This is a genomic window from Candidatus Accumulibacter propinquus, from assembly GCF_056856495.1.
The window spans coordinates 664,901-690,684 of the sequence record NZ_JBSEHC010000002.1; the positions used below are offsets into that span (position 1 = coordinate 664,901).

A 25,784-nucleotide genomic window follows, 5' to 3' on the forward strand; every position below is an offset into this window, starting at 1 on the left:
CCAGAAGATTTTCCGGCAAGCGCCAACTAGCCCTCGAGCGCTTCCCAGCGCACGAGCAGCGACAGCAGTTGATCGTCGATTTCGCTCAGACGCGCCGCCAGCCGTTGCGCCTCCTGCGGCTGCGAGTGATAGAGCGCCGGATCAGCCAGGCGCTCGCCGATCACCTTCTGTTCGTCCTCCAGGGCGGCTATGCGTTGCGGCAGTTCGGCCAGTTCGTGCGTCTCCTTCCATGACCGCTTGCTGACCACGACCGCTTTCTGCCGGGTGGTTCTTGAGAGCTCGGCCGGGCGCGGTTCAGTGCGTTTGCTCGCGCCCGTGGCGAGCGCCTCTTCACGCCGCCGATTGGCCTGATAATCGGCCCAGTCCTGATAACCGCCGGCGTATTCCCGCCACCCGCCGTCGCCTTCGGCAGCGATCGTCTGGGTGACGACGTTGTCGATGAATGCCCGGTCGTGGCTCACCAGAAACAGCGTACCGCCGTAGTCCTGCAGCAGTTCCTCGAGCAATTCCAGGGTCTCGATGTCGAGGTCATTGGTTGGTTCGTCAAGCACCAGCACATTCGCCGGCCGCGCGAACAGGCGCGCCAGCAGCAAGCGATTGCGTTCGCCGCCGGACAGCGAACTGACCAGCGAACGCGCACGCTGCGGAGCGAACAGAAAGTCGCCGAGATAACTGATGACATGCTTCCGCTGATTGCCGATCTCGACGAAATCCGATCCCGGCGAAATGCAGTCGATCAGCGTCGCCTGCTCGTCGAGCTGGCTTCGGAACTGGTCAAAATAAGCCACCTGTATCTTCGTCCCGAGGTGCACCTTGCCCTGATCAGGCGCCAGTTCACCGAGGATCAGCCGCAGCAGCGTCGTCTTGCCCGCACCGTTCGGGCCGATGATGCCGATTTTGTCGCCGCGCTGCACCCGACAGGAAAAATCGCGCACCACCACCTTGTCGCCGAAACACTTGCCGACCCGTTCGAGAGCCGCCACCAGCTTGCCGCTGCGATCACCGGCGTCGAGTGCGAGTTCGACCTTGCCCTGACGCTCGCGCCGGGCGGCACGCTCCCGGCGCAGGCGCTCCAGGCGCAGCACGCGGCCCTCGTTGCGGGTGCGACGAGCCTTGATGCCCTGCCTGATCCACACCTCTTCCTGGGCCAGAAACTTGTCCGATCGCGCGTTGTTCTGCGCCTCGTCGTGCAGCATGGCTTCCTTGCGCGCCTGATATTCACTGAAGCGGCCAGGACACGAAAGCAGACGCCCCCGGTCGAGTTCGACGATGCGCGTGGCGACGCGTTCGAGAAAGCGACGATCGTGGGTGATGAACACCAGGGAAACGCCCGAAGCAACCAGCATCTCCTCCAGCCATTCGATGGCGTCGACGTCCAGATGGTTGGTCGGCTCATCGAGCAGCAACAGGTCGGGTGAAATGGCCAGCGCCTGCGCCAGCGCCAGGCGCTTCTTCTGTCCCCCGGAAAGTGTTCCCACCAGGGTGTCGGCGTCGAGCGAGAAGCGCTGGATGACGCGCTCGGCCTGCGCTTCGAACGACCACGCATGCCGCGATTCGAGTTCCGTCTGCAACACCTGCATACGCTCAAGCAGTCGACCGTGGTCCGCCTCCGGTTCACCGAGCGCGTGCGATACGGCATGGTACTCGGCAAGCAGGGCGGACAATTCGCCCATGCCGGCAACCACCGCTGCGAAGACCGTCAACTCCGGGTCGAAAGGCGGTTCCTGGGGCACGTAGCCGATACGCAGCCCCGGTTGTTGCCAGACCTTGCCATCGTCCAGCCCTCCCCATCCGGCGAGGGCGCTCAGCAGCGAGGATTTGCCGGTACCGTTGCGGCCAATGAGCGCAACCCGTTCTCCGGGGTCGAGCTGGAAGTCGGCATGGTCGAGGAGCGGCACATGGCCGAAAGCAAGGGAGGCATCGGAGAGAATCAGATAGGGCATGGGTGCTTGTCGATTTCCTTGAATAGCTGAAGATCGTGATCGGACAGAGACCTGGCAAGACGGGTTCGGCGGTCAACGTCGCGCAGTCTAGTACAACGCACGCGCAAACCCAAGGCAACCGTACGTGATGTCTCGACTTGCACCGACAGGCTTTTGAAGAAACAAGCATAGAAAAATCAACAGCCTGCTTCCGGGTGACCAGCGTTACAGAAGAAAGAGATCAGGAGCAGCTGCACGCGTCCGCAGCCGCCGGCGAGGGCGCCGAGCGTGACGATGCCGGCTGACACTCATACCAAGTCGGACAAGGCTGCATGGCGTAATTGAAGGTCAGCGGCTACAATATCTCCCCGCCTCCTCGTAGCACAATGGATAGTGCACACGCCTCCTAAGCGTGGGATACAGGTTCGATTCCTGTCGAGGGGACTTTTTACCCATCAAGCATCGTCTAATACCGTCTAAAAACCGTTCAAATTCAAAAGAATACGTAGTTTTTTAGGCAATCTATCTATATCGCCGTCTAGCCTCGTCTATTGCAATCTACCCCCAAACGGGGGTATTTTTGGGGGTATTTTCAGACCGGTGGGGTACGATGCCATTCTCCAAACCGCCAGCCAATTCCAGATTCTGCGAACCGGAATGCTACAGAGCAGCCTATGGCGACCTCATCCAATCGGCCAGGATATTCTGTCGCCGGTTTAGCCCGACCGGACGGTCGCTTTGCGACTATGCGCTTGCTTTGGAGTTGAAGAGAAGGTAATTTTCAGGTTGTCCGGCTTGGCGAAAGGGATCCGTTCTGAAACGGCGCGGCAAAGAATCTTTCGGGAGGTTCAATCATGTCCGTTTTTCGTAAGGCTCAGAATCAAGTCCACAGCCTGGAAGGCAACCACATAGCCGGTGTCGCTACACCTGCGAGCGGTGCAAAACAGGTCGAGATGTGGCACGGACGCATGGACGCTAATTCGGCGACCCCGCCGCACAGCCATGATACCGAGGAAGTGGTCCTGTTTCTGAAGGGCAGCGGACGGGCGACAGTTGCAGACCGTGAAATACCCTATCAGCCCGGTGACACGCTGATCCTTCCGCCGGGACAAGTGCACCAGATCTTCGCGGAAACCGAAAGCGAGTTTGTGTCCGCAATGCCGAGCGGCGGTACAGTGAAGCTTCCGGACGGCATGGTGATCGACCTACCTTGGCGCAAGTAAGGTCGTCGCCCAAGAAATTGCTGCAGCCGAGGCCATACTCGTCGCTGCCGGTTCATCGCTGGACAGCGGTCAGCGAATTCCCGATTCCCGGAAGCTGCCAATCGCCACCAGGTGCTCTCGACCCTGAATAGACAGTCAGGTTTTTCGCCCCAAGGTCAGCTACGCTGCGTAACCGGCCGGTGAGCATTAAAAGGGCCTTTTGACGAACCATGATCGCCTGGCGTTGTTTCTGCGATGTTCCATCTTGAGGAGACCGCCTGAACCTGATCGTCAATCTCCGACGCAGCATCGGCCTGGCCGCTGCCGTGCTTGCGATCGCGGGCTGTGCCGCGATGTCACCCGGCGCAGTGCCGGTCGGTGACCCGGGCTTCGGCTTCGCGCTGTGGTCGCCGGGCCGCGCCGACAACGCGCAGCTCGAAACCCGCTACGCCGGCAAGAACCCGAACAACGCCAATTGCGTCGGCGAGAACCTTTCGCCCGCGCTGGCCTGGGCCCGCGCGCCAGCGGCCACGCGCAGCTTCGTGATCCTGATGGACGACCAGGCCGGCCGTGCTGGCCTCGGCGTGAACCACTGGGTCGCCTACGGCATCGCGCCCGAGGCGAACGGGCTGCCCGAGGCTGCGGCCGTCGCCGCACCAGCCGGCTTCAGTGCCGGCAAGAACTCGCTGGGCACGCCCTACCTCGGCCCCTGCCCGCCGCGCGGCAATGCCCCGCAGCACTACGTCTACACGCTGATCGCCACCTCGCTCGAAGCCGGCGCGTTGCCGCCGGGGCTGGACAAGGCCGCAGTGCTGGAGGCACTCAAGGGCGGCAAGGCGTTTGGCGCCGCGAGCCTCGTGCTGCGCTTCAACCACTGACCTCGCGTGCGCTTCAAGCACTGCCTTTGCCCGACCCTTCCCGTCTTTCCCGTCCCTCCGCATCGTCCATGACCGACCCCCGCATCATCTTCATCGGCGCGCCCGAAACCGCCGCCGACTTCCCCGGCATCGACCTCTAATGCACCCAGCGGCGAGTATTGATCGGCTGTCTCGGATTCTGACTGGCCGTTGACAGTCTTTAGTGGTCCGACAGTCTTCGCCATCGAATGACTCCTGATGGCCGGGTCAAGGCAATGCAGTCGGCAATTTGCTCGCCGAATACCGGACAGTCGACCAGCTTGCAAAACGCTTGTGCTGTTGAAATTGGCAGTCGGACGGCCAATTGTGGCCGAGAACAGACTCTCGAAACGAATCCAGGCCCGCAGGTTCTTTCGCGTAGCCTGAAATTGCGCTTCCGACCCGATGCTGCCGTGCACGGCACGCAGCAGGGGACCATCGATGGGCGTCAACCGCGCCGGGCCGCTTCGATCGCAGCGATGTCGATCTTTCCCATCTGCATCATCGCCGCAAAAGCGCGCTTCGCCGCCGTGCGATCAGAGTCGGCGATCGCCGCAGTGAGGGCGCGTGGCGTGATCTGCCACGAGAGGCCCCACTTGTCCTTGCACCAGCCACAGGCGCTTTCCTGGCCGCCGTTGCTGACAATCGCATTCCACAAGCGGTCGGTTTCGGCCTGGTCGTCAGTCGCAACCTGGAAGGAGAATGCCTCGTTGTGCGTGAACTCCGGCCCACCGTTCAATCCGATACAGGGGATGCCCATCACCGTGAACTCGACCACCAAGACGTCGCCCTGCTTGCCCGAAGGGTAGTCGCCGGGAGCGCGATGGATCGTTCCCACCACGCTATCCGGAAATGTTTCGGCGTAGAACTGCGCGGCTTCAACTGCTGTGCCGTTGAACCAGAGACAAATCGTGTTCTTGCTGACCATGTGAGTTCTCCAACGGATGACAGATACAGGGTTCCAACCCTGAAGACTGCCTATTGATCATATAGTTGCCGAGTTCTTGCGATCAGAGGATTGAACACAGAAGACGAGCTTGGGTAGAGTTGGGCGCATGAGTTCGGGATCGGGCATCACCTAGAGCAGGATCATCGACCAGCAAAGACATCTTCATCGTTGACGCAGGGGCTGCAGCAGAGAGGACAAGCCGTTGTGGTCAAGTTCGTGCATCAAGGCCAGAAGCTGGCCCAGTTTGCCCGGCGGAAAGCCCTGCCGCGCAAACCAGTTCAGGTAATTGCCGGGCAAGTCGGCGATCAGGCGCCCCTTGAACTTGCCATAGGGCATGGTGTAGGTCACCAGTAGTTGCAGGTCTTCGGTATTCATTCACCAGGCCTTGCGCATCTCGAAAGCTTCCTGATGGAAGCGCGTCATCGTCCCCATCGAACGCAGCCGGTTGCGCAGTACTTCGGCCAAGCCCGCGGGGCCACAGAACCATATTTCCGAGCCTTTCGAGGCGCCTTTGGCCACGAGGCCGTCCAACAAGCCCGCCTCGCTGGCGATGCGGCGGTGTCGCTCATCGCAGATGCCGAGGCGGTCAAGATACGCCGCCCAATCGTCACCGGCAAACAGGTTCATCTGCAGCCGCTCGACCTGCACCGCCTTCAATCCCTGCTTCTGCAGATGGCCCAGGGCGATGTCGTTCAGCACATAGGGCGGCCGGCCGTCATGCAGGTGGGTCAGGAAACCGATCCGGCTCTTGTTATCAGCGCTGCCGATCCAGATCCGGCGGGCAGGCCGCCGTGAGTACCCGGCCGTCCGGGGATGCCCAGCGTTCGAGCAGGAAGCGGGTGTTGTGCGGGCCGATGCGCAGGTCCTGCACCGTGAAGGCGCGGTGGCCCAGAAAGCGTGACCCTTCCGGCACGTCGTTGACCGCCATCGTGCGCTCTTCATGAATGTCGAGACGGGCGATCTTCGCCGGCTGACCAGAATCGCGGCGTTCGCCATGCCCTCTGCCGCCGGTCTGGTCATCCTTGTCCTTGTCCATCTCGTGGTCCATCCGGCTCGGCTTTATCACCGACCGACCCTTCTGACCCTTGAGCACTGCATGCTCGTCCCGTAACTCCCGATTGGTTTCGGCCTGCTGCAACACCTGCTCCTTCAGTTCGGCATTCTCGGTGGCAAGCTGCTCGAGACGCGTGGCCAGCAAACGCAACAACCACGGCAACCCTTCCTCCGGTAGCGACGAGGGCAACTCAAATGAGAAATTGGATGGCGGCAAAAGCATGCAACACAATTAAACATAGCTAATAGCTACCTGCACGGGGAAGTTCAACCACTTTCTGAGAAGTTAAGTGTTTCTTGAGAGAACCGCTGAGCAAATCCTTGGCCACCACCTGCCGATTCGCGATTTCAATCTTTCCTTTCCCGTGCCGTCAGCGCCAGCAGCAGAAAAAAGCAGCCCATCACAACTGCGGCGATGCCGGCCTGCAGCAGCGTCGTCAATTGATAATTACCCATATAGTATTGTCCGGAAAGGCGTGCTGCCCCAGCGACGACACACAGCAGAATACCGCCCAATCCAGCGGCACGTCCCAACAGCAACAGTAGCGCATTCATGCTTACCCCCATTATTCTCGAAAAAATCGTTGTCTTCCTGCCGCCTGGGAACCGGTAGTGGTGCTTCAGCAACAGATGGTACTTGCCTGGAAGAGGCTGGCAAGGAAACAAGGCCAGCCCGGATTGTAAGCGAGAGTCGCGCCGGGACAAACACCGTTCCTGGAGCGGGCAACAACTCGCGAGTCTCTCTGTGCTATACAGCGATCTGCGGAGAACGTCTCGCGCAGCGCGGCCTGCCTTCACTCTCTGTCGCCGGGGCTCCTGCTACCGCCAGGCGACAGATGAAGGGGGATGCCGGCGGCTTGCTGCGGCACGCAGGTTACGGCCACCAGCGGCGCACACCGTAGACAGGCACCCGAACGCAAGCCGCATCGACCACCAACCACCGTACGGAGGGCTGATGAACAACAACGATACGCAACGTACCGAGAACCCGGCAAGCCGCTTTCCGACCATCCGGCCTGTAGCGCCCGCGGCCATCCTCGGCTGGCTGCGGGCCGGCTGGCAGGATTGTCGTCAGGGAGGGCTGGCCAGCCTTTTCTACGGCGCGTGTTTTGCCGCTGCCGGATGGCTGATGCAGATGGTTTTTGCCAAAGCCTATGCCCTGTTCGCGGGACTCACGACAGGCTTCCTGTTGCTCGGCCCTTTTCTGGCGCTAGGACTCTACGACCTGAGTCGGCGCATCGAACACGGCGAACCACCGCAACTCGCCCCGACCCTCGCTGCCTGGCGCCAGAACCTGGCCAACGTCGGCCTCTTCGCCGCCGTTCTGGCGGTGGTGCTGCTGGTCTGGGCACGCGCGTCGATCGTTGTTTTTGCGCTCTTCTTCGCCGGCGGATTGCCAACTTTCGCGGACGTCGTGCGCACTGTCCTGACTTTCGAGCAAGCGGACTTCGCACTCGTCTATTTTGCCGTCGGGGGCTTCTTTGCAACCTTCGTCTTCGCCATCAGTGTGGTCGCCTTGCCACTGATGCTCGATCGCAAGACCGATGCGATCACCGCGGCGATCGCCAGCCTCGTCGCCTGCGGCCGCAACCCCGGAACGATGCTGCTCTGGGCAGCGTGTATCGTGGTCCTGGTGAGCATGGGCTTCGCGAGCTTGTTCTTCGGCCTGATCGTGACCATGCCTCTGGTCGGGCACGCGACCTGGCACGCCTATCGGGATCTGGTTGACCACGACGACTCGCCGGAGCAAGGGAACAGGCACTGAGCCACGCGACCACGGAGCAATGTCGCGCCACCTGTTCGGCTACTCCGGCAAAGCGTTCAGCTGGTACATGCTTTCCAGGCGTGGACCCGGCTTGGCCAGAAAGCCGAACCAGCGGTCGTAGATGCCGTAGATCTCGCGACTGCGCGAGAGCCTGGCCAGTTCACGATTTACCGCCAGGCGGAAGTCGGCATCGTTGCGGCGCATCATCAAGGCGTAAGGCTCATAGGAGAAGGTCTCCGGACCCAGCGACCAGTCGTTCTGATTGCCCGAGTCAAGCGCGAGCCCGATCAGCAGGGATCGATCCGAGGCGTAGGCATCGACCTGTTCCCTGACCATCGCCGCAATCCCTTGCTGGTGGTCGCTGACCTTGACCAACTGCGCATCCAGTTTGTACTGCTTGAGAACCTGGGTGATGATCCGCTCGGTCGTCGTTCCGGCGGCGACGGCAATTTTTTTGCCGGACAGGTCGTCGAGGCGCTTGATGCCCGCGGTCCGGCGTGACAGGTACGCGGCGCCATCGACGAAGGTCGGCAGGCTGAAGTCGACTTCCTGCATGCGCGCCAGCGAGCTGGTCGTCGAACCGCATTCCAGATCGATCTCGCCGGACCTGAGTTTGGCAATCCGGTTTTCCGGGGTGACTGCAACCCACTGCAACTGCAGTTCCTCCAGCCCCAGCTGCTTGACGATCGCTGCCGCCACCCGGGTACACAAGTCCACCGAATAACCCCAAGGCTGGTTATCGTCGCCGGTGTAGGAAAAGGGGATCGAGGTCTCGCGATAGCCGAGGGCAATCGCCTTCGAAGCCCGGATCTTGTCGAGTGTCCCGGCCGCGTGCACCGGCATGGCCAGGCACAGGCCGACGGTCGTCGAGGCCAATAGCATCCAGCGACGCAGTCTCATACGATTTCTCCCCAACGGTCATGGATTTGTCAGACAGCCCGGATGATGAAAGCCATGACCGTTTCCCTCACCCCCGACCCCTCTCCCGCCAGCGGGCGAGGGGAGATTCGTCAGTCGCTGGCGCGACCTTAACAGTAAACGTGGCGTGACCACGGGCGATGATTTTGACCGAAGTACGGCAATTTGGAAATCGTTTTGCGGGATAAAGCTATACTGCACGGCCACCCGCGAGGACGCCACCGACCATGAACCGCCTGATTCCCACCACCAGCCTGCTCCTGGCATCAATCCTGACCGCCATCCCCGCGCACGCGGAAACCACCCGCTACCGCGGCTTCTGCGATGCTTCCGCGGCCGTCGCACTCGGCCCCAGACACTTCGTCGTGGCCGACGACGATCGCGATATCCTGACCATCTACCCACTCGACAAGCCGGACGCGACGGCGAGCGTCGACCTGGGCGAATACCTCGGCAATCGCCAGGGCAGGGACAAGGCGAGAAAGTCGGACATCGAGGGCGCCGCGCGCATTGGCAACCGCATCTACTGGATTGCCTCACATGCGCGCAACAGCAAGGGCAAGTTCCAGGAGGAACGGCAACGGCTATTTGCCACCGAGGTAGTGGACAGTGCTGCCGGTCCGACCCTGAAGGCGGCGACCTCGCCACCCTACCCACGCCTGCTGCAAGACCTGGCCAAAGACGCCCGCTTTGCCTCCCTCACCGCGGCGAGCGCCTTGCCTCCGGAAGCCCCAGGTGGCCTGAACATCGAAGGCCTTGCCGCAACACCCGACGGGCAACTGCTGATCGGCTTCCGCAATCCACTCTCAGCAGGCAAGGCCTTGCTACTGCCGCTGAAGAACCCTGCGGCGGTTCTCGACCAGGCCGCTTCGCCGGTTTTCGGTGACCTCGTCGCCCTCGACCTCGGTGGCAGGGGCATTCGCAGCATCGAATTCATTGCATCGCGCTTCGTGATCGTCGCTGGGCCGTTTGACAACGGCAAGGGCAGCGGCAAAGGCTTTGCCCTCTACACCTGGTCCGGCAAAGGGACTGATGCGCCGCAGCGTGTCAAGGAAGTGGACTTCGGCGGACTCCACCCGGAGGCACTCTTCGCCACTGGCGGCCGCAACGAGATCACTGTTCTCAGCGACGACGGCAACGACAGCTGCAAGGACCAGAATCTACCGGCCAGCGGAAAGTCGTTTCGTGGCCTTTCCGTTACCTTGCCGGAACCCGGCCAGCGTCGCTGATCTCGCCAACCCCGGCGAAGCCGTACTACGACCAGGCGGCCAGGAACTCCTGCCAGTGCGGTTTGCCGATCCGCTCCAGTTCAGCGCGCACGAAGGCCAACTCGGCATCGTATTCGGCACGTGCGAACTCGCCACGCATCAGGCGGAAGCGCACCGCGACGAGATAGGTATTGAGCGCGTCGGTTTCGCAATAGTTTCGGATTTCCGCAATCCTGCCCGCCTGCCAGGCTCCCCAGACCTTGCTGCCATCCATGCCGAGTTTGCCCGGGAAACCGATCAGCTTGGCCAGTTCGTCAAGCGGCACGCTGGCCCGCGGCTGATACATCGCCAGCAGGTCCATGAGGTCGAGGTGGCGCGTGTGGTAGCGGCTGATATAGTTGTTCCACTTGAACTCACGGCTGTCCGGGTAGTCCCCGTCGCCAAGATCCCAGTAACGCGGTGCGACCAGTCCGTGCATCAGCCCACGATAGTGCAGGACCGGCAAATCAAAACCACCGCCGTTCCAGGACACGATCTGCGGCGTGAATTTCTCGATGCCGTCGAAGAACCGCTGGATGATCTCGGCTTCGCCCTGCTCGGGCTCGGCCAGCGACCAGACGCGGAAATCCCTGCCAACGCGTAGCGCGCAGGAAATCACCACCACCCGCTGCAGATGCAGCGGCAGGAAGTCATTGCCGCTCGCCGCTCGCCGCTGCTGAAAAGCCAGCTCGGCGACCTCGGCGTCGGACAGCGTCTGATCGAGCGCATGCAGCCGGCGCAAGCCCTCGACGTCCGGGACGGTTTCGATGTCAAAGGCGAGGACCGGCCGCATCGTGCCCCCTCAGGCCGGAAAGACCCCGGTCGACAGATAACGGTCACCGCGGTCGCAAACGATACTGACGATGGTCGAGTTTTCGAGTTCGCCGGCCAGGCGCAGGGCGACGACCAGCGAGCCGCCGGACGAGATGCCGGCAAAGATTCCCTCTTCGCGGGCCAGGCGGCGGGTCATTTCTTCCGCCTCCTCCTGCGAGACCGACTCCACGCGATCCACGCGCGTGCGGTCGAAAATCTTCGGCAGGTAGGCTTCCGGCCATTTGCGAATGCCGGGGATCTGCGAACCGTCTTCGGGCTGGCAGCCGACGATGCAAACGCCGGGGTTCTGCTCCTTGAGGTAGCGTGAAACCCCCATGATCGTCCCGGTCGTGCCCATGCTGCTGACGAAATGCGTAATCCGTCCCGCCGTCTGGTGCCACAGTTCCGGGCCAGTCCCTTCGTAGTGCGCCAGCGGGTTGTCCGGGTTGGCGAACTGGTCGAGGATGATGCCGCGACCCTCGTTGCGCATGCCCTCGGCGACGTCACGCGCGAGTTCCATGCCGCCATCCCTGGGCGTCAATACCAGTTCGGCGCCGAAGGCACGCATCGTCTGGCGGCGTTCGACACTCTGATTTTCCGGCATCACCAGGATCATCCGGTAGCCACGCACGGCAGCGGCCATCGCCAGGGCAATGCCGGTATTGCCGGAAGTGGCCTCGATCAGCGTGTCACCGGGCTTGATCTCGCCACGCGTCTCGGCACGCGAGATCATCGACAAGGCCGGACGATCCTTCACCGACCCGGCCGGGTTATTACCCTCCAGCTTGGCCAGTACGAGGTTGCCACGCGCGTCGCTGGCAGCCCCCGGCAGGCGCTGGAGACGCACCAGCGGGGTACCCCCAACATAGTCCTCCAGCGTCTTATCCATGCCGGCTCAACCATTCCACGTACTGCGCGACACCTTCTTCGACACCGGCAAACGGTGCATCGTAGCCCGCCTTGCGCAGCTTCGACAAGTCGGCCTCGGTGAAACTCTGATACTTGCCCCGGAGGTCATCGGGAAACGGCATGTATTCGATCAAACCCTGCTCCACCAGTTCGCCAAGCGGCAGCGCCGCGTCGCCGGCAAGCGCACGGCAGCCATTGACGGTGGCCATCGAAAGCTCGTTGAAGGTCTGTGCGCGGCCCGTGCCGACGTTGAAAATGCCCGATTTCTCGGGATGATCGAGGAAAAACAGGTTGACCCGAACGACGTCGCCGACATGCACGAAATCACGTCGCTGCTCGCCATCGCCATAACCATCACAACCCCGAAACAGCCGGACCTTGCCCTGGCTGCGGAACTGATGGTAATGATGAAACGCCACCGAAGCCATGCGTCCCTTGTGCGACTCACGCGGACCATAGACATTGAAGTAGCGAAAGCCGACGACCTGCGAGTTGAACGAGCCGGCGACCGCGAGGCGCTGTCGGACGACCTGATCGAAAAGGAACTTTGAATAGCCGTAGACGTTCAGCGGCGCCTCGTGCGCCCGCTCTTCCCGGAAGACGCCACCGCCGCCGTAGGTCGCCGCACTCGACGCGTAAAGCAGCGGCACCTCCTGGTCTAGGCACCAGTCGAGCAACGCCGACGAGTAGCGGTAGTTGTTTTCCATCAGGTAGCGCCCGTCGCTCTCGGTCGTATCGGAGCATGCGCCCTGGTGAAAAACGGCATCGACGTCACCATCGAAATCGCCGGCGATCAGGTGGTCAAGGAATTCCTCCTTGTCGATGTACTCCGCGATGTCACAATCGACGAGGTTCCGGAACTTGTCGGCACGCGTCAGGTTGTCGACCGCAATGATCTTTCGTACGCCGCGCTCATTGAGCGCCTTGACGAGATTCGAGCCGATGAAGCCGGCAGCGCCGGTAACGATCATGTACATCCCTTACCTCACTTCATTGCCGCGGCAAGTTCGTCGCGACTGACCACCGCCGTGCCGAGCTTGCCAACCACCACGCCTGCGGCGATGTTCGCCACATGCACCGCGTCCTGCCAACTGGCGCCACGCGCGAGCATCACCGCGAGGGTGGCAATGACCGTGTCGCCGGCACCGGAAACGTCGAACACCTCTCTCGCCAAGGCCTTTTCGTGCAGCGCGCCCGCTGCGTGAAATAGCGACATCCCCTCCTCGCTGCGGGTGACCAGCAGGGCTTCCAGCGCCAAGCCGCATCGCAGTACCTCGGCCTTGCTCGCGAGTTCCTCGTCATCCTTCCAGCGACCGACCACTTCCCGCAATTCGGCGCGGTTCGGGGTCACAATGGTCGCTCCGGCATACTTCGAGAAATCGTCCCCCTTCGGGTCAACGAGGACTTTCTTGCCGGCTGCCCGCGCCAGACGGATCATTTCGCCGATGTGCGTCAAGCCACCTTTGCCATAGTCGGAAAGGATCACCGCGTCGCAGTCCGGCAGACGGGATTCAAACTCGACCAGTTTGGCGCGCAACACCTCATGCGAGGGCGCCGTCTCAAAATCGATACGCAGCAACTGCTGCTGCCGCCCAATCACGCGCAGCTTGACGGTCGTGCTGATCGCCGGGTCGAGGTGCAGGCTGACATCGATGCCACTCGCCGTCAACAGGCGCTGCAGGCTGCGCCCCGCCTCGTCTTCGCCGACGACCGACAACAGGGCAACGCGTGCGCCCAGAGCGGCCACGTTGCGCGCCACGTTGGCGGCGCCGCCGGGGCGCTCTTCGCTGCGCCCGACCTTGACCACCGGCACCGGTGCCTCAGGCGAAATGCGTGCCACCTCGCCAAACCAGTAACGGTCGAGCATCACGTCGCCGACGATGAGCAGACGTGCGGCCGACAGGTCAGCGAGGTGCATCGCTGCAGGGCCCGGCAAGGCCAAGGATGATACGCCGACAGCGCCTGTAGCGCGCGTCACGCAGGACGACTGGCAAGCTGGATCTCCTAAGGTGTCAGATCGAATTCTTCCGTCCGTTTTGGCGAATAGGTCTCCCAACCGCCGCAAGCCGGACAACGCCAATAGAACTGGCGCGCCTTGAAACCGCAATTATCGCATCGATAGCGAGCCAGGCGGCGCGTGTAGCCCTGCACGATACCCTTCGCCAGATCCAGATCCGGCCGATTCTCGGGTGCCGTAACCAACAGTCTGGCCTCCAGCAATTTGTCGAATCCAAGCAGTGTCGGATTGCGCTTCAGCTCATCGCGAACCAGCTTGTACGCCGCCTCGGGCCCATCGCCCTCGAGCACCAGCTGGAACACCACGTCCAGCAGGTCCAGGGAAGGATAGTGTTCCAGGTAACCGCGCAATAACTGCAGGCCCTCTTCGCGTCGATCCAGTTTGCGGAAGGCGTCGAGCAAACGCTGCGCGACCAGCGCCAGATAAGGGGGATCCTGCTGTTCGATGCGCTGCCACGTTTCGATCGCCGCAAGCAGTTGGTCCTGTTGAAACTGAATGTCCCCAAGGAGCAGGCTGGCACGAACGCATTTGCGGTTGCGCTCGAATGCGGTCTGCAGGTAAACCGCTGCCAGATCGCGCCGCGAGCGCATGATTTCCGCCGCCGCCAGTTCGCAGTAGTACTCGGCGATTTCCCGGTGTGAGGCGAAGTCGGGAAGTTCCGAAGCGATCGCGATCGCCTTCTCCCAGTCCTTCTCAAGCTGATAAATTTCGAGCAGGTTGCGTTTCGCGTCTTCGGCCAGATCCGAATCGCGCAGTTTGTCGAAGATTTCCTCGGCGCGGTCGAGCAACCCGGCCTTGAGATAGTCCTGCCCCAGTTCGGCAAGCGCCTGCAGTTTCAGATCCTGCGGAAGATCGTCGCGCCCGACGAGATTCTGGTGCATGCGGATGGCGCGCTCGGTTTCTCCGCGGCGGCGGAACAGGCTGCCGAGAGCAAAATGCAGTTCGATGGTCTGCGGATCCACCTGGACGGCTTCGACAAACGCTTCGATCGCACGATCCGGCTGCTCGTTGAGCAGGAAGTTCAGTCCCTGAAAATACGAACGCGGGAGCGCCCTGGATTCCTTGACCAGATGCCGGATGTCGACCCGTGCCGCTGCCCATCCCAAGCCGAAGAATAGCGGGAAGAGCAGTAGTTGCCAGTATTCGAACTCGATCATGCACTCAACTCTGTGGTTTCAGGCGACGCCCGAACCGCTCTCCGGGCGGCTTCAGGTCTGGCGTTCCTGACTTGCCGATCCCCCTCGCCCGCACCTCCCGATTCGGGCTGGCCAAGGCACGCATCAATCACCTTTCAACAAGAAGCGGGCGGCACCTCGCCGCCCGCAACCCGCCACACGGTCTGAGCTCTCAGATCGATTCCGGCGATCCGTCGACGCGCTCCCGCAATTCCTTTCCCGCCTTGAAATGCGGCACCCATTTTTCCGGGACCTCAACCTTCTCACCTGATTTCGGATTGCGGCCGACACGCGGTGGCCGGTAGTTCAGGGCAAAACTCCCGAAGCCGCGAATCTCGATGCGGTCACCTTTGGACAAAGCCTCGGCCATCGCATCGAGAATCATCTTTACCGACAAATCCGCATCTTTGGCGACCAGTTGAGGGAAACGCCCAGCCAGTTGAGCGATGAGATCCGACTTGGTCATCCTCCTCGGACCCTATTGGGGATTGTTGAGCTTGGCTTTGAGCAAGGCACCCAGATTCGTCGTCCCCGAACTGGCGCTACTGTCGGCAGAAAACTTCTGCATCGCCTCTTGCTGCTCGGCCTGCTCCCGGGCCTTGATCGACAGGCTGATCGAGCGCGTCTTGCGATCCACATTGATGATCATCGCTTCGATGCGGTCCCCTTCCTTATACACCTTGGTCAGGTCGTCGATACGATCACGCGACACTTCCGAGGCACGCAGGTAGGCTTCGATGTCACCCTCCAGAATCACCACCGCACCACGCGCATCAACCGACTTGACCACCCCGCGGGCGATACTGTTCTTGTCGTGTGTCGCGATGTAGCTGGTATAGGGGTCGCCATCAAGCTGCTTGATCCCCAGAGAGATCCGCTCCTTGTCGGTATCGATCGCCAGAACCACCGCATCGACCTCGTCACCCTTCTTGAAGTTGCGAATCGCCTCTTCGCCGGGCAGGGACCACGACAAGTCGGACAGATGCACCAGACCGTCGATGCCACCGGGCAGGCCGATGAACACACCAAAGTCGGTAATCGACTTGATCGCCCCGCGCACGCGGTCGCCCTTCTTGTAGTTCATCGAGAAGTCGTCCCACGGGTTGGCAGCACACTGCTTCATACCCAGGGAGATGCGGCGGCGATCTTCGTCGATTTCGAGGATCATCACCTCGACCTCGTCGCCCAACTGCACGACCTTCGAGGGGTGAACATTCTTGTTGGTCCAGTCCATCTCGGAGACATGCACCAGGCCTTCGATGCCCTGCTCGATCTCGACGAAGGCACCGTAGTCGGTGAGATTGGTGACCTTGCCGAAAAGGCGGGTCGTCGGCGGATAGCGGCGCGAGATACCAACCCAGGGGTCTTCGCCCAACTGCTTGAGGCCAAGTGAGACGCGGTTCTTTTCCTGGTCGAACTTGAGGATCTTGGCCTGGACTTCGTCGCCGACGGCCAGCACTTCCGAGGGGTGACGCACCCGGCGCCATGCCAGGTCGGTAATGTGCAGCAGGCCATCGATACCACCCAGGTCGACGAAGGCACCGTAATCGGTGATGTTCTTGACCACCCCCTTGACGATGCTGCCTTCCTTGAGAGCCGCGAGCAGCGCATCGCGCTCTTCGCCGACGCTCGCTTCGAGAACGGCACGGCGCGAGACCACCACGTTGTTGCGCTTGCGGTCGAGCTTGATGACCTTGAATTCGTAAGTCTTGCCTTCGTACGGCGTGGTGTCCTTGACCGGGCGCATGTCGACCAGCGAGCCCGGCAGGAAGGCGCGGACACTGTTGGTCATCACCGTCAGCCCCCCCTTGACCTTGCCGGTAATGGTGCCGGTGACGAGCGATCCGTCGTTCAGAGCCTGCTCGAGCGCATTCCACGCAGCGACACGTTTGGCACGGTCGCGCGACAGACGAGTTTCACCGAAACCGTTCTCGAGCTGTTCGATGGCCACCTGGACGAAATCGCCGACCTTGACTTCAAGTTCGCCCTTGTCGCTCAGGAATTCATCAATTTCAATGTAGCTCTCGGACTTGAGACCGGCATTGACCACCACAAAGTTCTGGTCGATGCGCACGACTTCCGCAGTGATGACCTCTCCGGGACGCATTTCCTGACGCCCGAGGCTCTCTTCGAAAAGTTCGGCAAAGCTTTCTTGCATGGAGGGATTGGCTGACATATGTGTTGAGTTACCTAACCGCAATACTGCGGGGTGAGTTGAAAACGATCACCAGTCCCGGCCACTCCGGAAACCTCACCCACACGGGAAGGAAGGACACTGCCCCGGCAGACCCTGCTGCAAGCTGCGGTCATGCCGAACGACAGGTCGAACTGGTGACACCTCTGGCAAACGGCGGTTGCCGTTCACCCTACTTTCGGAACCTTGTTGACCCAGTCCAGCACCTGTGCCACCGCTGTTTCGATGGTCAGGTTCGTCGTGTCGAGCAATTCAGCATCCGCACTCTGCTGCATCGGAGCGACGCTACGTTGGCTGTCGCGTTCGTCGCGCTCGCGCAGATCCAGCGAGAGGGCTGCAATACTAGCAGCCATTCCTTTTTCGATCAACTGCTTATGACGCCTCCAGGCACGCATCTCGACGCTGGCGGTGAGGAAGACCTTGGTCAAGGCGTCGGGAAACACCACCGAGGCCATGTCGCGACCATCGGCGACCAGTCCGGGAGGCCGCCGGAAAGCCCGCTGCCGGAACAGCAGCGCGGCCCGTACGGCGGGAAGCGCGGCCACTCGCGAGGCGGCGGCGGAGATTTCCTCGCTACGGATGGCGTCGGAAACCTCTTCGCCGGACAGCGTGATCGACGCCCCGGCGAATACGACATCCAGGTCAGCAGCGATGGCCGCCACCCCGGCTTCGTCATCGACGCCGATCCCTGCCCGCCCGGCAGCCAGCGCGGTCAGGCGGTACAAGGCGCCGGAATCGAGGTAGTGCCAGCCCAGAGCCTGGGCGACGCGTGCGGCAATCGTTCCCTTTCCGGAGGCCGAGGTGCCATCGATAGCAATCACCGGCACGCCCTGGCTGACCTCGGCAAAGCGCGCGAAGTAGTCGGGAAAGGTCTTGCCCACGCTCTGCGGGTCGTTGATGCGCAAGGGCGTGCCGAGCGCCGCCAGCGAGAAGCACATGGCGATGCGGTGGTCGTCGTAGGTGTCGATCGCAGCCGGATGCAGGAACTGCCCGGCGCCTGGCGGGTGGACGCGAATGAAATCGTCACCGGCCTCGACACGCACGCCGAGCTTGCGCAACTCGGTGGCCATCGCGGCGATGCGGTCGGTTTCCTTGACGCGCCAACTGGCAATGTTGCGCAAGGTGGTCGGCCCCACCGCAAACAGGGCGGTGGTCGCCAGCGTCATCGCCGCGTCCGGGATGTGATTGCAATCGAGGCTGATGCCGCGCAGCGTTCCCGTTCCGGCGACCGGCGCCGAGGCCTCGATCCAGTTGTCTCCCGACGAGACTTGCGCGCCCATCGCTGCCAATGCCTCGGTAAAACGCACATCGCCCTGGATCGAGTCCAGACCAACCCCCTCGACACGCAGCGGCCCGCCGCCAATCGCGCCGAGGGCCAGAAAATACGACGCCGACGAGGCATCGCCCTCGACATGCACCACCCCTGGCGAGCGATAGCCGCTGTCAGCCGGCACGGTGAAACGCCGCCAGCCGTCGCGCCGCACATGAACGCCGAAACGTGCCATGCTCGCCAGCGTGATCTCGACGTAAGGTTTGGAGATCAGTTCCCCGATCACCTCCACGGTGGTTTCGACACCGAGCAACGGCAGCGCCATCAGCAGGCCGGTCAGGAACTGACTCGATACGTCACCGCGCAGACTGACCACGCGTCCCGGCAGCAGCGCCGGTGGACGAATGGCCAGGGGGGGAAAGCCTTCGTTTCCCAGGTAGCTGATGTCGGCACCGAGTTGACGCAACGCATCGACGAGGTCGCCGATCGGACGTTCGTGCATGCGGGCGACGCCGGCCATTCGATAGTGTCCGCCGGCCAGAGCCAGCACCGCGGTCAGCGGCCGGAAAGCGGTACCCGCATTGCCCAGAAAGAGCTCGCTCGCGCGGACCGGGAAGCGTCCGGCGACCCCGCTGATGCACCATCTGTTGCCGGCCCCCGGCTCGACACCGACGCCGAGGGTTCGGAGCGCGTCGAGCATGCGCGCCGTATCGTCGGATAGCAGCAGGTCGCGCACCTCGGTCTCGCCCGCCGCCAGCGCGGCCAGCAGCAGAACCCGATTGGAGATACTCTTCGAACCGGGCAGGCGAACCGTCCCGCGTGCCGAAAGCAGTTGCGGCAGGTCGATGAAGTCCGCGCTCATTCGCCTGCCCTGCTCTCGGCCCACGCACGCCGTGCGGTCCTGGCAACATTGAAGGTCGCTTCCAGGCTGGCCCCGTCGGAACGCTGCAGGGTATCCCGCAACTCGTCGAGCTGAGTCCGGTAATGGTCGAGTTCGGCGAGCAAGGCCGTCCGGTTGGCCAGGCAGATGTCGCGCCACATCTCCGGGTGGCTGGCGGCGATGCGCGTGAAGTCGCGAAAGCCGCTGGCCGCAAAGGCGAAGAGCAGGTCGCGGTTGTCGCGCCGCGCCAGTTCATGCACCAGCGCGAAGGCCAGCAGGTGCGGCAGGTGGCTGACCGCCGCAAACACCTGATCGTGCTCGGCCGCGCTCAACTCCCGGATCACTGCGCCACAACACTCCCACGCCGAACGTACGCGGGCAATGCTCTGCGGACTGTTTTCCGGCAAGGGCGTCAGTACCACCTGCTTCTGGCAATAGAGATCGGCCCGCGCCGCGAGTGCTCCACTGTTTTCGGCGCCGGCGATGGGATGCGCGGGAACGAACTGCCCGAGCCGGCCGGCAAAGTGAAGGCGCGCGGCGGCAACGACGTCCCCCTTGGTGCTGCCGGCGTCCGTGACCACCGTCTGCGGCCCCAGGCAGGGGGCGACGCGGGCCATGATTTCCGGTGTCGTGCCGACCGGCGTGGCGATCAGCACCAGATCGGCGTCCGACACCTCCTGCCCGACATTGAAACCGGCGCGGTCGAGAATGCCGAGTTCAAGCGCCTGCGTCAGCGAACCCAAGCGACGCCCGAAACCGACGACCTCGCCGGCCTGCCCGGCGGCCTTGAGCGCCAGGGCGAAGGAGCCTCCAATCAGGCCGACGCCGAAAACGACGACCTTGCCGAACAGCGGCGTGTCGCTCACGCCAGGAACCCGGCGCAACGGTTCATAGCGACCCCTCGAGCGCGGCCAGGAAGCGCGCGCATTCGCTTTCGGTACCGATCGTCACGCGCAGCCATTCCGGCATGCCATAGGCCGCGATCGGGCGAACGATCACGCCCTGCTTGAGCAGCTTCTGGTTGACCCGCGATGCGTCGGCGACTCTGAAGGTCACGAAGTTGCCATGCGAGGGAATGTGCGTGCAGCCGAGCCGCTTCAGTCCGGCCACGATCTGCTCCATGCCCGCCCGGTTCAGCGCGTAGCTGGTAGCGACGAACTGGTGATCGTCGAGCGCGGCCGCGGCCGCGGCGAGCGCCAGATTGTTGCAGTTGAAAGGCTGCCGGACGCGATTCACGAGATCGGCGATCTCGGCCGAGGTCAGCGCATAGCCGACGCGCAGGCCCGCCAGGCCGTAGATCTTGGAGAAGGTGCGGGTAATCACCAGATTCGGCATCGTCGCCAGCCAGGCGGTGGTGTCCACGCGCTCGGCGGGAGGCAGGTACTCGTTGTAGGCCTCGTCGAGCACGACGATGACATCTTCCGGAAGCGACTGCAGAAACGTCCGGAGTTGCGGATACGGCACGAAGGTGCCGGTCGGGTTGTTGGGGTTGGCAATCCACAGCAGCCGCGTATCGGGCCTGATCGCCGCCCGCATCGCGTCGAGGTCATGGCCGTGATCGCGCGCGGCGACGGCAATCGGCTCGCCGCCGGCGGCCAGCGTGGCCAGCGGATAAACGGCAAAGGCGTACTGCGCAAAAATCGCCGAACGGCCCGGCGCCAGAAAGACGCGGGCGACCAGATCGAGCACGTCGTTCGAGCCGTTACCGAGGACGATCTGTTCCACCCCCAGGCCGGTGCGTTCGGCCAGCGCCTGCTTGAGCGCGAAATCGTCCGGGTAACGCGCCAGCCCGCCGATCGCCTCATGAACGGCCACGCGTGCTTTGGGACTCATGCCCAATGGATTCTCGTTGGAGGCCAGCTTGACGATCTGCTCGACGGCAAGACCCATCTCGCGTGCCAGTTGGGTGATCGGCTTGCCCGGCTGATAGGGCGAAATGGCCCGGATATACGGTAGCGACTGCTCGTGAATTGCCATCAGCGATCCTCGAAAAAACCCGTCCGCTCAGAAGGCGGCCATCGGATAGGAGCCCAGCAGCTTCAGGTAGGGTGCGCGGCGGGCGAGCTCGACGAGCGCCGTCCGAACCGGCGCATCGTCGCTGTGGCCGTCGATATCGACGAAGAAAACGTATTCCCAAAGCGTATGCCGTGCCGGCCGCGACTCCAGCCGGGTCATCGAAACTCCGGCATCGGACAGCGGCGCCAGCAATTTGCCGAGGGCGCCGGTCTGGTTGTGCGCCGACATCACCAGCGAGGTCTTGTCACGTCCCGAGGGCCCGGCATCGTGGCGGCCAAGGACGACGAAGCGAGTGGTGTTGTTCGGTTCATCCTCGATGTTGCTCGCCAGTTCGGGCAGATGGTAGCGCTCGGCCGCCGCCTGGCCGGCAATCGCCGCGGCCCCCGCCTCGGCGGCAGCGAGCTGCGCGGCCTGGGCGTTGCTCCCGACCGGGATGCGCTGCGCCAAAGGCAGCGAGCGGTTCAGCCACTCGTGGCATTGCGCCAGCGACTGCGCGTGGGAATAAACCTTCTTCACCGCGCCAAGGGAAAGCTCGTTCGACAGCAGGTGCTGGTGGATGCGCAGCAACACCTCGCCGCAGATCTTGAGCGGCGTCGTCAGCAGCAGATCGAGGGTGCGTCCAATGGCGCCTTCGGTCGAGTTTTCGATCGGGACCACCGCGTAGTCGGCATGACAGGCCTCGACTTCGCGGAAGACATCGTCGATCGAGATCTGCGGCATCAAGCGTGCCGCGTGTCCGAAGTGCTTGGTTGCGGCGCCTTCCGAGAAGGTGCCGAGCGGCCCCAGGAAGGCGATCCCCAGCGGCTGTTCGAGCGACAGGCAGGCCGACATCACTTCCCGGAAAAACCAGGTCACACTCTCGTTCGACAAGGGTCCGCGGTTGCTTCCCTGAATCCGCTGCAGGACCTGCGCCTCACGCTCCGGGCGGTAGATGAAGCCGGCCTCACCGTGGCGCGCCTTGATCTCTCCGACTTGCTGCGCATATCTGGCCCGCTGATTCAGCAACTCCAGCAACTGCCCGTCGAGCGCGTCGATCTGCTGTCTGACGACAGAGAGTTCGCGCAGGAGATCGTCGTTCATCGCCGCCTGCCCACAGCACGCGACCGGACGGTCGCCAGACCGGCGGTCCGCCGCACGGCGAGCATCGATCGACCAGACATCATTCGCCGCCCGGGTCGGCTTCGGGCGTCTCGGCCAACGACTGCCCGGGTGACTCGGCTTCGTCTTCGGTCTCGATGACTTTTTCCAGACCGGCAAGCTTTTCGCCGGCGTCGAGGGCGATCAGCGTCACCCCCTGGGTGGCTCGACCGAGTTCGCGAATCTCGCGCACGCGCGTGCGGATCAGCACCCCGCCAGTGGTGATCAGCATGATTTCGTCGTCGTCACGTACCAGCCGGGCGGCCACCACCTTGCCGTTGCGCTCGCTGGCGGCGATGGCGATGACCCCTTGCGTGCCACGCCCGGAATGCCGGAAATCGGCCAGCGCCGTGCGCTTGCCGAAACCGTTCTCGGTGGCTACCAGAACGGTCTGCTGATCGTTGTCGGCGACCAGCAGCGACAACACCTTCTGCTGCTCGGCCAGACGCATGCCGCGTACGCCGCGCGCCGTGCGCCCCATCGGCCGCACGTCCTCTTCGTCGAACCACACGGCCTTGCCGGCATCGGAGACGAGAACCACGTCCTGCGCGCCGTTGGTGATCTCGACGCCGATCAGGACGTCATCCTCGTCGAGCGCGACGGCGATGATGCCGGCCTTGCGCGGATTGGAGAAATCGGACAGCGGTGTCTTCTTCACCGTCCCGTTGGCGGTACACATGAAGATGTAGCGATCCTCGGCAAACTCCTTGACCGGCAGGATGGCGCTGATCTTCTCGCCATCCTCGAAGGGAAAGAGGTTGACGATCGGCTTGCCGCGACTGGTACGCGTCCCCTGCGGCACTTCATAGACCTTGAGCCAATAGACCCGCCCACGATTGGTGAAGCAGAGGATGAAATCGTGGGTATTGGCGACAAACAGGTGATCGACGAAATCGTCGGCCTTCATCGCTGCCGCCTGTTTGCCGCGCCCACCGCGCTTCTGCGCGCGATAGTCGGCGAGCGGCTGCGACTTGATGTAGCCGGTGTGCGACAGGGTCACGACCATGTCCAGTGGGGTGATGAAGTCCTCGATGCCGAGATCCTGCGTGTGCGTGACGATCTCGGAGCGACGCTTGTCACCAAACTGGGCGCGGATACCGGTCAGTTCGGCGACGATCATCTCGGTGATCCGTTCCGGGCGGGCCAGGATGTCCATCAGGTCGCCGATGCGCTCCAGCAGTTCCGCGTAATCGGCAACGATCTTGTCGCGTTCGAGGCCGGTCAGCCGTTGCAGGCGCAATTCGAGAATCGCCTGCGCCTGCGCTTCCGACAGCAGGTAGCCGTTCTGCGACAACCCGAACTCAAGGCCCAGGCCTTCCGGGCGCGTCGCATCGAGCGAAGCGCGAGCCAGCATCTCGGCCACCGTCGGCGAGGTCCAGAGTCTGGCCATCAGCCCGCGGCGCGCGTCGGCCGGCGTCGGTGAAGCCTTGATCAGGGCGATGATCTCATCGACATTGTCGAGCGCCACCGCCAGGCCTTCCTGGATGTGCGCCCGCTCGCGGGCCTTGCGCAATTCGAAGACCGTGCGCCGGGTCAGGACTTCGCGCCGGTGCCACAGAAAACACTCGAGCATCTGCTTGAGATTCAGCAGCCGCGGCTGACCATCGACCAGCGCGACCATGTTCATGCCGAAAGTATCCTGGAGCTGGGTCTGCTTGTACAGGCAGTTGAGCACCACCTCGGCGACTTCACCGCGCTTCAGTTCGATCACCACGCGCATGCCGGACTTGTCCGACTCGTCGCGCAGATCGGAAATCCCGTCGATCCGCTTCTCGTTGACCAGCTCGCCGATCTTTTCGAGCAAAGTCCGCTTGTTCACCTGGTACGGCAGTTCGTCGATGATGATCGCCTGCCGGTTACCCCTGTCGATATCCTCGAAATGAATCTTGCCGCGCATCAGCACGCGGCCGCGCCCGGTACGGTAACCTTCGCGCACCCCGCCGACGCCGTAGATGATGCCTGCCGTCGGAAAATCCGGAGCAGGCAGCAGATCGATCAGTTCGTCGATCGTGGTTTCGGGATTGCTCAGCAGCGCCAGACAGGCATCCACCACCTCGCTGAGGTTGTGCGGCGGAATGTTGGTCGCCATGCCAACCGCAATGCCCGACGAACCGTTGATCAGCAGGTTCGGAATCCGCGACGGCATGACCAGCGGCTCTTCCTCCGAACCGTCGTAGTTGGGCCCGAAGTCGACCGTCTCCTTGTCGATGTCGGCGAGCAGCTCGTGCCCGATGCGCGCCATGCGCACTTCGGTGTAGCGCATCGCGGCGGCGTTGTCACCGTCGACCGAGCCGAAGTTGCCCTGCCCATCGACCAGCATGTAACGCAGGGAAAAATCCTGCGCCATGCGCACGATGGTGTCGTAGACCGCCGTGTCGCCGTGCGGATGGTATTTACCGATGACATCGCCGACGATCCGTGCCGACTTCTTGTACGGCTTGTTCCAGTCGTTCGACAACTCGTGCATGGCAAACAGGACGCGCCGATGCACCGGCTTCAGGCCGTCGCGCGCGTCGGGCAGGGCGCGCCCGACGATCACGCTCATGGCATAGTCGAGATACGACCGACGCATCTCGTCTTCGAGGCTGATCGGGAGTGTTTCTTTGGCGAAAGCTTCCATCTTCTTTCCGCTGGCGACGCGACAGGGGCGGGAATGTCGTCGTCTTGATCAAGCCGCCTATTCTAGCACGCCGGCGAATCACTCGGGCGCACCGCCGAGCGCATTGCCAAGGAGATCCCCTGAATATCAAAGGATGCGCTCGGTTATCGCATTCGCCCTGTCGTGCGCTACCACTTGCGCAGGCTCTCGTCGCCGTAACCGGTTCCATATAAGTTCTCCGCTACTCGTTACCCCTACCTTCCGGAAGCCTTACCATGTCCTGCAAAGCCATGATCCTGGCCCTCACTGTGGACGAGCGCGGCAGCGACTGGCGCAAACATCGGCGAGCGCGGACCGTACTCCTCCTCGACAAGGGACACTCGATCAGCGCCGTGGTGACCGAGCAGAAGATTCACAAAGAAACCGTGGCCTGCCACAGGGACGCCTGTCCGGCCAGAGGGTTCTACGGGCTGCGCGACCTGCCGCGCAGTGGCGCCCCTCGCAAACTATCGGAAACGCATCAGCAGGTACTCTGCGCCTGGGCGACGGCTGAGGCCTGTACGGCCCCCCAGTTGAGGGACCGCCTGTCAGAGGAACATGGCGTACAGGTGTCGGTGGGGGTGGTTCAGGCGGCCTTGAAAGAAAAGAACGATGTCTGGAAAAGGACCCGGCACAGTCAAAAAAAAGGGATGAGGCGAAATTTCGAGCAGCCCAGGTAAAAGTAGATTAATTGCTTGAAAAAACAAAGCTTGGCGAACTCACGTTATCGTATATGGATGAAGCCGGCTTTGTGCAGACGCAGCCCAATCGGAGCGCCTGGAC

The 25,784-nt window shown here is 62.6% G+C and carries 24 protein-coding genes and 1 tRNA gene; 6 read left to right on the forward strand and 19 right to left on the reverse strand.

Annotated elements, in window-relative coordinates; genetic code table 11:
• Positions 1 to 26: 26 nt before the first annotated feature.
• Complete coding sequence (locus AC15MQ_RS05420; RefSeq protein ID WP_483079556.1) at positions 27 to 1,943, reverse strand: ATP-binding cassette domain-containing protein; 1,917 nt, start codon at positions 1,941 to 1,943, stop codon at positions 27 to 29.
• A gap of 351 nt (positions 1,944 to 2,294) precedes the next feature.
• On the opposite strand from AC15MQ_RS05420, the gene AC15MQ_RS05425 reads away from it, so the two are divergent.
• From AC15MQ_RS05425 to AC15MQ_RS05435, 3 genes are all read left to right on the forward strand, one after another.
• Positions 2,295 to 2,366 (forward strand) — tRNA-Arg (locus AC15MQ_RS05425).
• A 410-nt stretch (positions 2,367 to 2,776) separates the two neighbouring features.
• Entirely contained in the window at positions 2,777 to 3,145 is a 369-nt protein-coding gene (locus tag AC15MQ_RS05430) for a cupin domain-containing protein (RefSeq protein WP_483079557.1), read from the forward strand.
• 305 nt (positions 3,146 to 3,450) lie between these two features.
• Complete coding sequence (locus AC15MQ_RS05435; RefSeq protein ID WP_287654809.1) at positions 3,451 to 4,002, forward strand: YbhB/YbcL family Raf kinase inhibitor-like protein; 552 nt, start codon at positions 3,451 to 3,453, stop codon at positions 4,000 to 4,002.
• 466 nt (positions 4,003 to 4,468) lie between these two features.
• Here the strand turns inward: AC15MQ_RS05435 and AC15MQ_RS05440 are convergent, their stop codons facing one another.
• The 5 genes from AC15MQ_RS05440 to AC15MQ_RS05460 all read right to left on the reverse strand — a co-directional run bounded on the left by AC15MQ_RS05440 (position 4,469) and on the right by AC15MQ_RS05460 (position 6,727).
• A complete protein-coding gene (locus AC15MQ_RS05440) occupies positions 4,469 to 4,948 on the reverse strand; it encodes a VOC family protein (RefSeq protein WP_287654807.1) in 480 nt (159 codons plus the stop codon).
• 183 nt (positions 4,949 to 5,131) lie between these two features.
• Positions 5,132 to 5,344, reverse strand: a complete 213-nt coding sequence (locus AC15MQ_RS05445; protein WP_287654806.1) for a DUF3820 family protein — start codon at positions 5,342 to 5,344, stop codon at positions 5,132 to 5,134.
• Complete coding sequence (locus tag AC15MQ_RS05450; RefSeq protein WP_287654805.1) at positions 5,345 to 5,668, reverse strand: ferredoxin reductase domain-containing protein; 324 nt, start codon at positions 5,666 to 5,668, stop codon at positions 5,345 to 5,347.
• A 55-nt stretch (positions 5,669 to 5,723) separates the two neighbouring features.
• Positions 5,724 to 6,185 carry a hypothetical protein gene (locus AC15MQ_RS05455; RefSeq protein WP_483079558.1) on the reverse strand — a complete coding sequence of 154 codons (462 nt, stop codon included), beginning with the start codon at positions 6,183 to 6,185 and terminating at the stop codon, positions 5,724 to 5,726.
• A gap of 185 nt (positions 6,186 to 6,370) precedes the next feature.
• Positions 6,371 to 6,727, reverse strand: a complete 357-nt coding sequence (locus tag AC15MQ_RS05460) for a hypothetical protein (RefSeq protein WP_483079559.1) — start codon at positions 6,725 to 6,727, stop codon at positions 6,371 to 6,373.
• Positions 6,728 to 6,977: 250 nt separating this feature from the next.
• Between AC15MQ_RS05460 and AC15MQ_RS05465 the strand changes: the two genes are divergently transcribed.
• On the forward strand, positions 6,978 to 7,787 hold the full coding sequence (locus tag AC15MQ_RS05465; protein ID WP_483079560.1) for a DUF2189 domain-containing protein: 810 nt from the start codon (positions 6,978 to 6,980) through the stop codon (positions 7,785 to 7,787).
• Between the two features lie 39 nt (positions 7,788 to 7,826).
• Here the strand turns inward: AC15MQ_RS05465 and AC15MQ_RS05470 are convergent, their stop codons facing one another.
• On the reverse strand, positions 7,827 to 8,687 hold the full coding sequence (locus AC15MQ_RS05470; protein WP_483079561.1) for an amino acid ABC transporter substrate-binding protein: 861 nt from the start codon (positions 8,685 to 8,687) through the stop codon (positions 7,827 to 7,829).
• A gap of 245 nt (positions 8,688 to 8,932) precedes the next feature.
• Between AC15MQ_RS05470 and AC15MQ_RS05475 the strand changes: the two genes are divergently transcribed.
• Positions 8,933 to 9,934, forward strand: coding sequence for a DUF3616 domain-containing protein (locus tag AC15MQ_RS05475; RefSeq protein WP_483079562.1), 1,002 nt, complete (start codon positions 8,933 to 8,935; stop codon positions 9,932 to 9,934).
• Between the two features lie 25 nt (positions 9,935 to 9,959).
• Here AC15MQ_RS05475 and AC15MQ_RS05480 read toward each other — a convergent pair whose 3' ends face one another.
• From AC15MQ_RS05480 to gyrA, 12 genes are all read right to left on the reverse strand, one after another.
• The gene (locus AC15MQ_RS05480; protein WP_483079563.1) at positions 9,960 to 10,745 is read right to left on the reverse strand and encodes a 3'-5' exonuclease; all 786 of its coding nucleotides are present in this window, start codon (positions 10,743 to 10,745) and stop codon (positions 9,960 to 9,962) included.
• Positions 10,746 to 10,754: 9 nt separating this feature from the next.
• A complete protein-coding gene (gene cysM, locus AC15MQ_RS05485; protein WP_483079564.1) occupies positions 10,755 to 11,654 on the reverse strand; it encodes a cysteine synthase CysM in 900 nt (299 codons plus the stop codon).
• Positions 11,647 to 12,651: an ADP-glyceromanno-heptose 6-epimerase gene (rfaD, locus tag AC15MQ_RS05490; RefSeq protein WP_483079565.1), complete on the reverse strand. Its 1,005-nt coding sequence runs from the start codon at positions 12,649 to 12,651 to the stop codon at positions 11,647 to 11,649. Before rfaD ends, cysM begins: the two co-directional genes overlap by 8 nt.
• Positions 12,652 to 12,659: 8 nt before the next feature.
• Positions 12,660 to 13,592 (reverse strand): D-glycero-beta-D-manno-heptose-7-phosphate kinase, encoded by a 933-nt coding sequence (rfaE1, locus tag AC15MQ_RS05495; RefSeq protein ID WP_483079566.1) that lies wholly within the window; start codon positions 13,590 to 13,592, stop codon positions 12,660 to 12,662.
• Between the two features lie 86 nt (positions 13,593 to 13,678).
• Positions 13,679 to 14,848, reverse strand: coding sequence for a lipopolysaccharide assembly protein LapB (lapB, locus tag AC15MQ_RS05500; RefSeq protein WP_324571749.1), 1,170 nt, complete (start codon positions 14,846 to 14,848; stop codon positions 13,679 to 13,681).
• Positions 14,849 to 15,038: 190 nt separating this feature from the next.
• A complete protein-coding gene (locus tag AC15MQ_RS05505) occupies positions 15,039 to 15,332 on the reverse strand; it encodes an integration host factor subunit beta (RefSeq protein WP_287654790.1) in 294 nt (97 codons plus the stop codon).
• A 12-nt stretch (positions 15,333 to 15,344) separates the two neighbouring features.
• The gene (gene rpsA / locus AC15MQ_RS05510) at positions 15,345 to 17,042 is read right to left on the reverse strand and encodes a 30S ribosomal protein S1 (protein WP_287654788.1); all 1,698 of its coding nucleotides are present in this window, start codon (positions 17,040 to 17,042) and stop codon (positions 15,345 to 15,347) included.
• Between the two features lie 185 nt (positions 17,043 to 17,227).
• Entirely contained in the window at positions 17,228 to 19,192 is a 1,965-nt protein-coding gene (locus AC15MQ_RS05515; RefSeq protein ID WP_483079567.1) for a bifunctional 3-phosphoshikimate 1-carboxyvinyltransferase/cytidylate kinase, read from the reverse strand.
• Positions 19,189 to 20,076 (reverse strand): prephenate dehydrogenase, encoded by an 888-nt coding sequence (locus AC15MQ_RS05520; protein WP_483079568.1) that lies wholly within the window; start codon positions 20,074 to 20,076, stop codon positions 19,189 to 19,191. The genes AC15MQ_RS05515 and AC15MQ_RS05520 overlap by 4 nt, the downstream gene beginning before the upstream one ends.
• Positions 20,077 to 20,098: 22 nt before the next feature.
• Positions 20,099 to 21,187 (reverse strand): histidinol-phosphate transaminase, encoded by a 1,089-nt coding sequence (hisC, locus tag AC15MQ_RS05525; RefSeq protein WP_287654785.1) that lies wholly within the window; start codon positions 21,185 to 21,187, stop codon positions 20,099 to 20,101.
• 27 nt (positions 21,188 to 21,214) lie between these two features.
• A complete protein-coding gene (pheA, locus tag AC15MQ_RS05530) occupies positions 21,215 to 22,306 on the reverse strand; it encodes a prephenate dehydratase (protein WP_287654784.1) in 1,092 nt (363 codons plus the stop codon).
• Between the two features lie 79 nt (positions 22,307 to 22,385).
• Complete coding sequence (gene gyrA / locus AC15MQ_RS05535; protein ID WP_483079569.1) at positions 22,386 to 24,983, reverse strand: DNA gyrase subunit A; 2,598 nt, start codon at positions 24,981 to 24,983, stop codon at positions 22,386 to 22,388.
• Between the two features lie 254 nt (positions 24,984 to 25,237).
• On the opposite strand from gyrA, the gene AC15MQ_RS05540 reads away from it, so the two are divergent.
• Positions 25,238 to 25,681 carry a helix-turn-helix domain-containing protein gene (locus AC15MQ_RS05540; protein WP_483079570.1) on the forward strand — a complete coding sequence of 148 codons (444 nt, stop codon included), beginning with the start codon at positions 25,238 to 25,240 and terminating at the stop codon, positions 25,679 to 25,681.
• The last annotated feature ends 103 nt before the right edge of the window (positions 25,682 to 25,784 follow it).

Coding starts and splice junctions, on each gene's coding strand:
- lapB (WP_324571749.1), bottom strand. CDS start 14,848: ATGATCGAGTTCGAATACTGGCAACTACTGCTCTTCCCGCTATTCTTC.
- AC15MQ_RS05420 (WP_483079556.1), bottom strand. CDS start 1,943: ATGCCCTATCTGATTCTCTCCGATGCCTCCCTTGCTTTCGGCCATGTG.
- AC15MQ_RS05540 (WP_483079570.1), top strand. CDS start 25,238: ATGTCCTGCAAAGCCATGATCCTGGCCCTCACTGTGGACGAGCGCGGC.
- AC15MQ_RS05475 (WP_483079562.1), top strand. CDS start 8,933: ATGAACCGCCTGATTCCCACCACCAGCCTGCTCCTGGCATCAATCCTG.
- AC15MQ_RS05515 (WP_483079567.1), bottom strand. CDS start 19,192: ATGAGCGCGGACTTCATCGACCTGCCGCAACTGCTTTCGGCACGCGGG.
- AC15MQ_RS05440 (WP_287654807.1), bottom strand. CDS start 4,948: ATGGTCAGCAAGAACACGATTTGTCTCTGGTTCAACGGCACAGCAGTT.
- rpsA (WP_287654788.1), bottom strand. CDS start 17,042: ATGTCAGCCAATCCCTCCATGCAAGAAAGCTTTGCCGAACTTTTCGAA.
- rfaD (WP_483079565.1), bottom strand. CDS start 12,651: ATGTACATGATCGTTACCGGCGCTGCCGGCTTCATCGGCTCGAATCTC.
- AC15MQ_RS05445 (WP_287654806.1), bottom strand. CDS start 5,344: ATGAATACCGAAGACCTGCAACTACTGGTGACCTACACCATGCCCTAT.
- AC15MQ_RS05430 (WP_483079557.1), top strand. CDS start 2,777: ATGTCCGTTTTTCGTAAGGCTCAGAATCAAGTCCACAGCCTGGAAGGC.
- AC15MQ_RS05505 (WP_287654790.1), bottom strand. CDS start 15,332: ATGACCAAGTCGGATCTCATCGCTCAACTGGCTGGGCGTTTCCCTCAA.
- hisC (WP_287654785.1), bottom strand. CDS start 21,187: ATGGCAATTCACGAGCAGTCGCTACCGTATATCCGGGCCATTTCGCCC.
- rfaE1 (WP_483079566.1), bottom strand. CDS start 13,592: ATGCACCTCGCTGACCTGTCGGCCGCACGTCTGCTCATCGTCGGCGAC.
- AC15MQ_RS05480 (WP_483079563.1), bottom strand. CDS start 10,745: ATGCGGCCGGTCCTCGCCTTTGACATCGAAACCGTCCCGGACGTCGAG.
- AC15MQ_RS05465 (WP_483079560.1), top strand. CDS start 6,978: ATGAACAACAACGATACGCAACGTACCGAGAACCCGGCAAGCCGCTTT.
- pheA (WP_287654784.1), bottom strand. CDS start 22,306: ATGAACGACGATCTCCTGCGCGAACTCTCTGTCGTCAGACAGCAGATC.
- gyrA (WP_483079569.1), bottom strand. CDS start 24,983: ATGGAAGCTTTCGCCAAAGAAACACTCCCGATCAGCCTCGAAGACGAG.
- cysM (WP_483079564.1), bottom strand. CDS start 11,654: ATGGATAAGACGCTGGAGGACTATGTTGGGGGTACCCCGCTGGTGCGT.
- AC15MQ_RS05470 (WP_483079561.1), bottom strand. CDS start 8,687: ATGAGACTGCGTCGCTGGATGCTATTGGCCTCGACGACCGTCGGCCTG.